Origin of the sequence: Nonomuraea mesophila (assembly GCF_004352805.1) — a bacterium.
In the GTDB taxonomy this organism is placed as follows: Bacteria; Actinomycetota; Actinomycetes; order Streptosporangiales; family Streptosporangiaceae; genus Nonomuraea; species Nonomuraea longispora.
The window spans coordinates 1-6,697 of the sequence record NZ_SMLD01000285.1 but is presented as its reverse complement, the minus strand read 5'-3'; the positions used below and the strand labels follow the sequence as shown (position 1 = coordinate 6,697).

6 protein-coding genes and 1 tRNA gene are annotated in these 6,697 nt (G+C 68.6%); 2 read left to right on the top strand and 5 right to left on the bottom strand.

The annotated features are described in order from the left end of the window. The first annotated feature begins 318 nt into the window (after positions 1-318). Both E1295_RS46395 and E1295_RS46390 read left to right on the top strand, forming a co-directional pair. The gene (locus E1295_RS46395) at positions 319-864 is read left to right on the top strand and encodes a hypothetical protein (protein WP_132641523.1); all 546 of its coding nucleotides are present in this window, start codon (positions 319-321) and stop codon (positions 862-864) included. Positions 865-920: 56 nt separating this feature from the next. Further along, positions 921-993, top strand: a tRNA-Arg gene (locus tag E1295_RS46390). Positions 994-1,047: 54 nt separating this feature from the next. On the opposite strand, the gene E1295_RS46385 is transcribed toward E1295_RS46390, so the two are convergent. From E1295_RS46385 to E1295_RS46365, 5 genes are all read right to left on the bottom strand, one after another. Then, the gene (locus E1295_RS46385) at positions 1,048-2,496 is read right to left on the bottom strand and encodes a tyrosine-type recombinase/integrase (RefSeq protein ID WP_132641521.1); all 1,449 of its coding nucleotides are present in this window, start codon (positions 2,494-2,496) and stop codon (positions 1,048-1,050) included. Then, positions 2,493-2,693 (bottom strand): helix-turn-helix transcriptional regulator, encoded by a 201-nt coding sequence (locus tag E1295_RS46380; RefSeq protein WP_132641527.1) that lies wholly within the window; start codon positions 2,691-2,693, stop codon positions 2,493-2,495. The genes E1295_RS46385 and E1295_RS46380 overlap by 4 nt, the downstream gene beginning before the upstream one ends. A 179-nt stretch (positions 2,694-2,872) precedes the next feature. After that, the gene (locus E1295_RS46375) at positions 2,873-4,048 is read right to left on the bottom strand and encodes a DUF3631 domain-containing protein (RefSeq protein ID WP_181958152.1); all 1,176 of its coding nucleotides are present in this window, start codon (positions 4,046-4,048) and stop codon (positions 2,873-2,875) included. Positions 4,049-4,069: 21 nt separating this feature from the next. Then, positions 4,070-4,966, bottom strand: a complete 897-nt coding sequence (locus tag E1295_RS46370) for a bifunctional DNA primase/polymerase (RefSeq protein WP_246081209.1) — start codon at positions 4,964-4,966, stop codon at positions 4,070-4,072. Continuing rightward, positions 4,963-6,507, bottom strand: a complete 1,545-nt coding sequence (locus E1295_RS46365) for a DNA cytosine methyltransferase (RefSeq protein WP_132641519.1) — start codon at positions 6,505-6,507, stop codon at positions 4,963-4,965. Before E1295_RS46365 ends, E1295_RS46370 begins: the two co-directional genes overlap by 4 nt. Between the last annotated feature and the right edge of the window lie 190 nt (positions 6,508-6,697).

Below are 6,697 nucleotides of genomic sequence, written 5' to 3'. Positions count from 1 at the left end.
CCCACCACCCCCAGCCCCAGGGACAGCAGCGGCGCCCGCTTGCGCACCAGCACACCCGCGCAGGTCAGGGCCAACGGCCCGGCCATCCACCAATCGGGCATGCCACGCTGGTAGTGCGCGCCGCCCGCGATCAGCACCAGCCCGATCACGAACGCGAGCCCGGCACCCAACGCCACCCGTTTCATGTCCTCATCCCACCACCCTTCGCGCCCTGCCACCTCCTGCTGCGCGACGCCTGTGGATACACCCTTCGATGTATCCACAAGTTCGTTTCCACTGACGATGTGCCGGCCCGCCCCCTGCCCAACACTGGAACACGTGATTGTCGCCCTCATCATCGGCTGCGAGATCGGCTTCTGGCTCCTGCTTGGACTGGGGCTGGCCTCCCGCTACCTCTGGCACCTCCGTAAGCTCAGCACCGCCCTCCTGCTCGCCATCCCCTTCCTGGACGTGATCCTCCTGGCGGCGGCCGTCATCGACATGCGCGGGGGCGCCACGGGAGACGTACGGCACGGGCTGGCGGCGGCGTACCTCGCCTTCTCGATCGTCTTCGGCCACCGCACCATCCGCTGGGCCGACGCCCGCTTCCACCACCGCTTCGCCGGCGGCCCACCACCCCCCCGGCCACCGGCGGGCGGCATGGCCAGGGCCGGCTACGAGTGGGCGCTGTGGCTGCGCATCGTCCTGGCGTACGGGATCACGTGCGCGGCGCTGTTCGGCCTGGTGTGGATGGTCGACGACCCGGCGCGTACGGCCCCGTTGCTCTCTTTCATGAACGGCCTGGGAAAAATACCCCTGATCGCCATACTTTGGCCGGTCAGCTACACGCTGTGGCCCCGTAAGGTGGAGTCGGCGAGCTCATGATTGCGGCATGTGGTTCGAGGCACCCCCAACAACCCGCTATGCTGGTCTAGCAACAAGCGGCCGTAGCTCAATGGATAGAGCATCTGACTACGGATCAGAAGGTTACGGGTTCGACTCCTGTCGGCCGCGCACAGCTAAGGCCCTGGTCATCATCACGACGACCAGGGCTTTTCTCGTCTGCGATCACGGTTCACTGTCCGGCTGTGTCCGGCTCTGATCAGCCGTCCCCGAGTGATCCTTCCCAATCCCTTCCCGAGGAACAGGGCGCAGGACCTCGGCGATGCGGCGCATGGCGATCTCGTCATGGCCCACGAGGCACTTCTCGTAGGTCCGGTGCAGGACCTCCACGCTGTTGCCCGCCCACTCGGCAACCTGCTTCGGCGAGACTCCCGCGTTGAGCCACGTGGAGAGGCAGGCATGCCGCAGGTCGTATGGCCGCTTGGCCAGTGGTGATGCGTACTCCTCTGGGCTCAGGGCTTCCTTTCGCGCCTTGTCCCAGACGCGTTGAATCGTGCTTGTGGCCAGAACGCCACCGTGCGCGCCGTGGAACACGCGCCCACCGGGGCCGGCGCCGTTCTCCTTCAGGTGCTTGCGAAGAATGGCCACCAGCTCAGGCGGACACGGGACAGGGCGGGTTTCTCCCTCGGCGCGGTGTTTGAGGCCGCGGGTGTCCCTCTGCTCTCCGGTGTCGGTCCATTCCTTGCCGGCGTCAGGGGATGCACCGGTCAGGTAGAACTCTCCCCAGGTGTCGGCAGCATCGGGGAGGGTCATGTCCTTCTCTCGCAGATTAACGGCCTCTTCGGGGCGCAGCCCTGAGAAGTAGAGCGCCGCGAAGAACGGCATGAGAAGAACACCGCTCGGCTTCTGGCGCTCTACGGCGGCCAGCAGAGCACGGGCCTGGTCAGGGTTGACCACAGAGCGGCGGTCAACCTGAAAGGTCGTCTTCGTGACCTTCCACTTGAGGTCAGGAATCGGGTTCTTGTCGAGCAGCTTGAGTTCGACGGCGTAGGCCATGGCGTTGGAGAGGATGACCCGGTGCCGCCTATTCGACGTGGCGGCCACGCGTTTGCCGTCCAAACGCGTGGTGGCGGCATTGAGCATCCCTCGCGCGGTGGCCAGGGTGGACAGTGCCGAAACCCGAAGGGAATGCTTCTCGATCCACTCAAGGATCTCGCGCGTCTCGTCCGGACACTTGGAGCGCGCCTTGGTGTTGAACCCCCAGCGCCGAAGCGCGGTACGGATGTCCTTCTCGTCATACGGGCACGCGGTGCTGTCGAGCATGCCGAACGTGGCCATCGTGAGCGCATACGCGATGCCCGCACGGTGCTTCGCGGAAGCATCGGTCCACTTCATGTCCACGAACTTGCAGGCGAAGCCGTACCAACTCATGTCCGGCCGGTCAGCACGTGCCCATGAAACAGGCTCTCCGGTCGTCAGGCTGAACGGCTCTCCGTTCCGTGCAGCGGTGACCAGCTTGCTGCGGAACGCGTCCGCCTGAGCTTCCTTCGGGAATGGTCTCTTCCACATGAGGCCGGCGGTCTGCCATAGGACGCGATACGAGGTGACCGCGCCCTTGGTGTTCTTGCGCTTTTCGGTCTTGAAGACGCGGACGTTGAATGTCGAATCGGTCATGAGGCGACGTCCTCGTGGGATTCGAGCCAGCGGTCAAGGTCGGTGCGGCGGATGCGGATCGACCCATTGGGCAGGGTGATGCAGCGCGGCGCGCGACGCTTGGCGCGCCACTCGTAGAAGGTGGATCGGGAGATCTGGAGTTCGGTGCAGAGTTCAGGGATGGTGAGCATCGCGCGTAGGCGGGTGACGGTGGCCATCGAAGCGCGTTCCTTTCCGGCTTCATGATCGGTACGGGTCGTGTCCGGACGCCTCGGCGGTTGTGCTTGGCGGCTTGTCGCCGAGGGCTGTGAGCGCGTTTTGGAGGGGTAAGCCGTCCCAGCCGTCCCAGCCTCATTTCTGCTGGTCAAGCCTGGGACGGCTTTTTGGGTGGGACGGCTCAAGCCGTCCCAGAGTTTGAAGCCGTCCCGCTCTGAGCTGGGGTGACGAGGCTGGGACGGCTGGGACGGCTACCCCTCTCCAGGGGCAGAATGTCGGCCTCGGGGACGGGTTCGACGGCCGGGCAGTACCGCGCCCACGCGTCGGCGAAGTCGGCACGCTGGTAGCCCTTTGCCTGTCCGTTGGGGAAGCGGATGTTGCCTGATCTGATGTCGTACTCGCGCAGCATGGCGCCGAGCTTCATCGCGGTCAGCCCGGCGAGGCCGTGGTCGTTCCATTCGCCCTCGGGGTCGGCCTTGAGCCGCTCCAGGAGGGTGGCGGTGGGCAGTGCGGTGTCGTCGCCGAAGGCGGTGCGGCAGGTGGCCAGCAGGCGCACGCGCGCTGAGCTTTGGTCGTTGTCGTCGGCCTCGGCGGTCAGCGTGACGGCGGCGGCGCGGGCGCGTTCTGGCCAGCTGGCGCCGGCGTGGTCGGCGACGATGACCAGGGGTTCCCAGGTGTCGGCGGCGCGGTCTTCGACGGGCATGGCGGGTTCGGCTTCCTCCAAGACGGCCAGGTCGGCACGGAGCCACTGGTTGAGTGCGGCGGCCACGTCGCGCAGCGGGGTGCGGTCGCGGCGGTGGCGGTAGGGGGCGGCGGTTTCGCCGGGTGCGCGCCGACGCATGCGCACGACCACGGCGCGGTCTTCGATGGTGTCGGGCATGGCGCCGATGCCGGCGAGCGCGGCCATGGCGAAGGTCGGAATGCTCTCTACGCGGTTGGTGGCCGCGTCGTAGCGCTTGGCCGGCCGGTTGCGCTGGTGTCCGGCATTCAGCAGACCGCGGAGGTCTTCGTTGCCGTCCGCCTTGGGTCCGAAGATGGTGTCTGCCTCATCCACGAGCATGGTGGGCGGGTCTTCGGTGATTGAGCGGTAGACGGCGGCGCTGCTGGAGTTGACGGTGATGAACGGGGCGTGGCAGGTGGCCTCCACGATGTCGAGCAGGCGGGATTTGCCGCAGCGCTTCTCAGGTCCGCGGATGACCAGGCGGGGCGCGTGCGCCCATGCGGGTTGAGCGTGGGTGGCGGCGATCCACAGCGTGACCGCGTCGGCGGCCTCGGCGCTGGGCAGGATCACGTACCGGGTCAGGGCCGCGCGCAGCCAGTCGAGCAGGGCCGCGCCGGTGGGTGTCGAGTCGGTCATGGTGATGCCTTCCTTGGCGTGTCAGGCGACGGCCATGCGGCGGGGGCGGCGGGCGCCGTGCCGCAACCCGGAGTTGATGGTTCGCGCGACTTCGGCGCGGGATAGTCCGAGGTCGCCCCCTCCCTGTTCAAGCAGCTCTTTGACGGGTTGCTCGGGGAGCGCGCCGCCAGCGATGAGTTCGCCGAGGGCGGCGGCGGCGCCGAACAGGGCGCGGTTGCGCTGGCCAGGTTGGGCGGCGGCCAGGTGCGCCAGTTCACGGTCGAGGGCGGCGCGTAGGTAGGCGGAATGGCGATCATCGGCGATGGGGACGTGTACGAGCCGTTTGGCCGGTATCGGGGCGGGTGTGAGTAGCTTGAACAGGGAGGGGGGCAGCGGGGCGGGCGCCGTGGCGTGCTGCACGCGGTAGCTGCCGACGCCGTCCGCGAGGGTGACCGTGCTGCCGGCTGCGACGACGTAGCCGCCCCAGGCGCGGGTGTCGACCAGCCACCCCAAGCTGCCGTTCGTACTCGGGAGCCGAGGGCCGGGCGGAGCGGTGTAGTACAGGTGCAGGCCGCCGCGCCGGGTGCGTACCTGCAAGGTTTCCCACTCGATCGGGATGCGGGCGCGCTGGCAGAGCAGGGCGAACACGTCCGCGCCGTCGCCGACGCCGGGCCGATCCCATTCGGGGGGTGGGTGCTGGCTGGGTTTGGGCGTGTCCAGGTCGATGACGACGAGTCCGGCGGGGCCGGTGGCGATGCCGACGTTGTAGGGGGCGCGCCGCCACCAGGCGCGGATGCGGCCGGGGTCGCGGGTGGCGCGCTTCTCCCAGTCGGTGAAGCCGCGCGGCGGTGCCTTGTCGCCCACGGCGATGGGGAAGACGGGCCAGCCTCGGGCGGCGGTGGCCAGGGCGGCGGCGGTCATGTCGTGACGGTGGGTCATGCTGCCCGCTCCAGTTCTGTGCCGGTGATGGCTTCGATCAGCGACGAGATGATGACTTCGGCGACCGGGGGTGTGACGGCGTTGCCGTACTGGCGTACGCGCTGGCGTTTGTTGCCGAGCACGGTGTAGCCGGTGGCGAAGGCCATGGCGCGGCCGATCTCGGCGGGTTCGAGCATGCGAAAGCGCACGTCGGCGATGTCTACGGGTGCGCTGTTGGCGGTGCCTGAGGCCAGGGCGTAGCGGTCGCGGGTGGATAGCGCGCCGACCGGTTGATCGGCGGGGCGGGCGGCTCCGTTGCCGTAGTAGGGCACCAGGAGGGTGCCGGTTCCGGGCGGGGCGGTGACCAGGCCGTGATGGTTGCCTGAGGCGGTGACGGTGGCCAGCGCGTCATTCACCGGGCGTGCTTCCGATCCACCGCCGCGCAGTTCGGCGATGAACGGCGGGAGGGCCAGTCCGGTTTCGTTGCGCGCGGTCTGCGTGCGCAACGGTTCGGTGGCGCGGGCGGCGCTCTTGCCGTCGCGGCCTTCCACCGGGATCAGCAGGGGCGGGATGGCCAGGCCGTCGTTTTCCCGCGTGGTCCGGGTGGGCATCGGGGCCGTGACGGGGCTGGCGTCGTTGCGCCAGGTGCCGCCCGCCGGCGCCAGGATAGGAGCCCAGTAGCGGGCGATTCCGGTGGCGATGCGTTCCATGGTGGCCTCGGCCAGCGGTTCGGCACGGTCGGCGATGCGCTTGCCGGGAAGGCTCCAGTCGATCGCTGAGGCGGCGGGCAGCACATCCGGTTCCACGATCTGGTTGCGGCAGGCGGCGGCCGGGCAGCGGTAGAGGTATTGCTGGCGATATCGGCCCATGTCGGCGCCGGGCCGTTTGAACACCTGCATAGCGGCGACGCGCCGGTCGCAGGTCGGGCACCAGGCGGTGGGGCGAAGCCACTTGTCGAAGTCCGGCGTCCGGCCGAGGCAGGTGTGCCAGTAGGCCACGTACAGCCGGTCGCGTGATTGCGGCGCCGGGATGGTGCGGACCGGGCGGGCGTGCATCGAGTTCAGCGCGATCACGCGCGTGTGGTAGCCGAGTAGGTGAAGGCGGTTGAGCCAGGCGTCCCACTGGTCCCAGGCGCGGCAGTCGATGACGTTTTCAACCACACCGGCCAGTACCCGCCCGCCACGGGCGGCCACGCCCTCCAGGTAGAGCGGAACCTCCTCCATCAGGGCGCGGGAGCGCTCGTCTTCCTCCGAGCGGCCGGTTCCCGCGAGATCGAACAGCTCGCCTTGGCGGGTGTTGTGGAAGTCGCGGCGCTTGCCGCGGGCGCGGCTCCACTTCGGGCATTCCGGTGAGGCCCAGAAGAGATCGGCCACTGGCCAGCGCTCCACCGGCGCGGTGCGTATGTCTCCTTTGTAGTGATCGGTGGAGGGGAAGTTCGCGGCGTGCGAGGCGATGGCCATCTCCCAGTGGTTGGCCGCTCGGGTGACCTGCACGCCGGGAACGGCGTGGGCGCCCTGAGACGAACCGCCGGCTCCGCAAAACCAGTCCATCAAGGTCAGCATGGTGTGGTCCTTGTCCTCGTGTGATCGGAAGCGGGGCGGGGGCCTCGGCGGTTGAGGCTTGGCGGCTTGTCGCCGAGGCCGCCCGGTGCTGAGGGCCGATTTCAGCGGGCGTGCGCCGGGCAGGTGCGCACGCGGACGTTGTCGCGCCAGATGCAGCCGCAGGAGTAGTACGACTCCTGGCTCTTATACA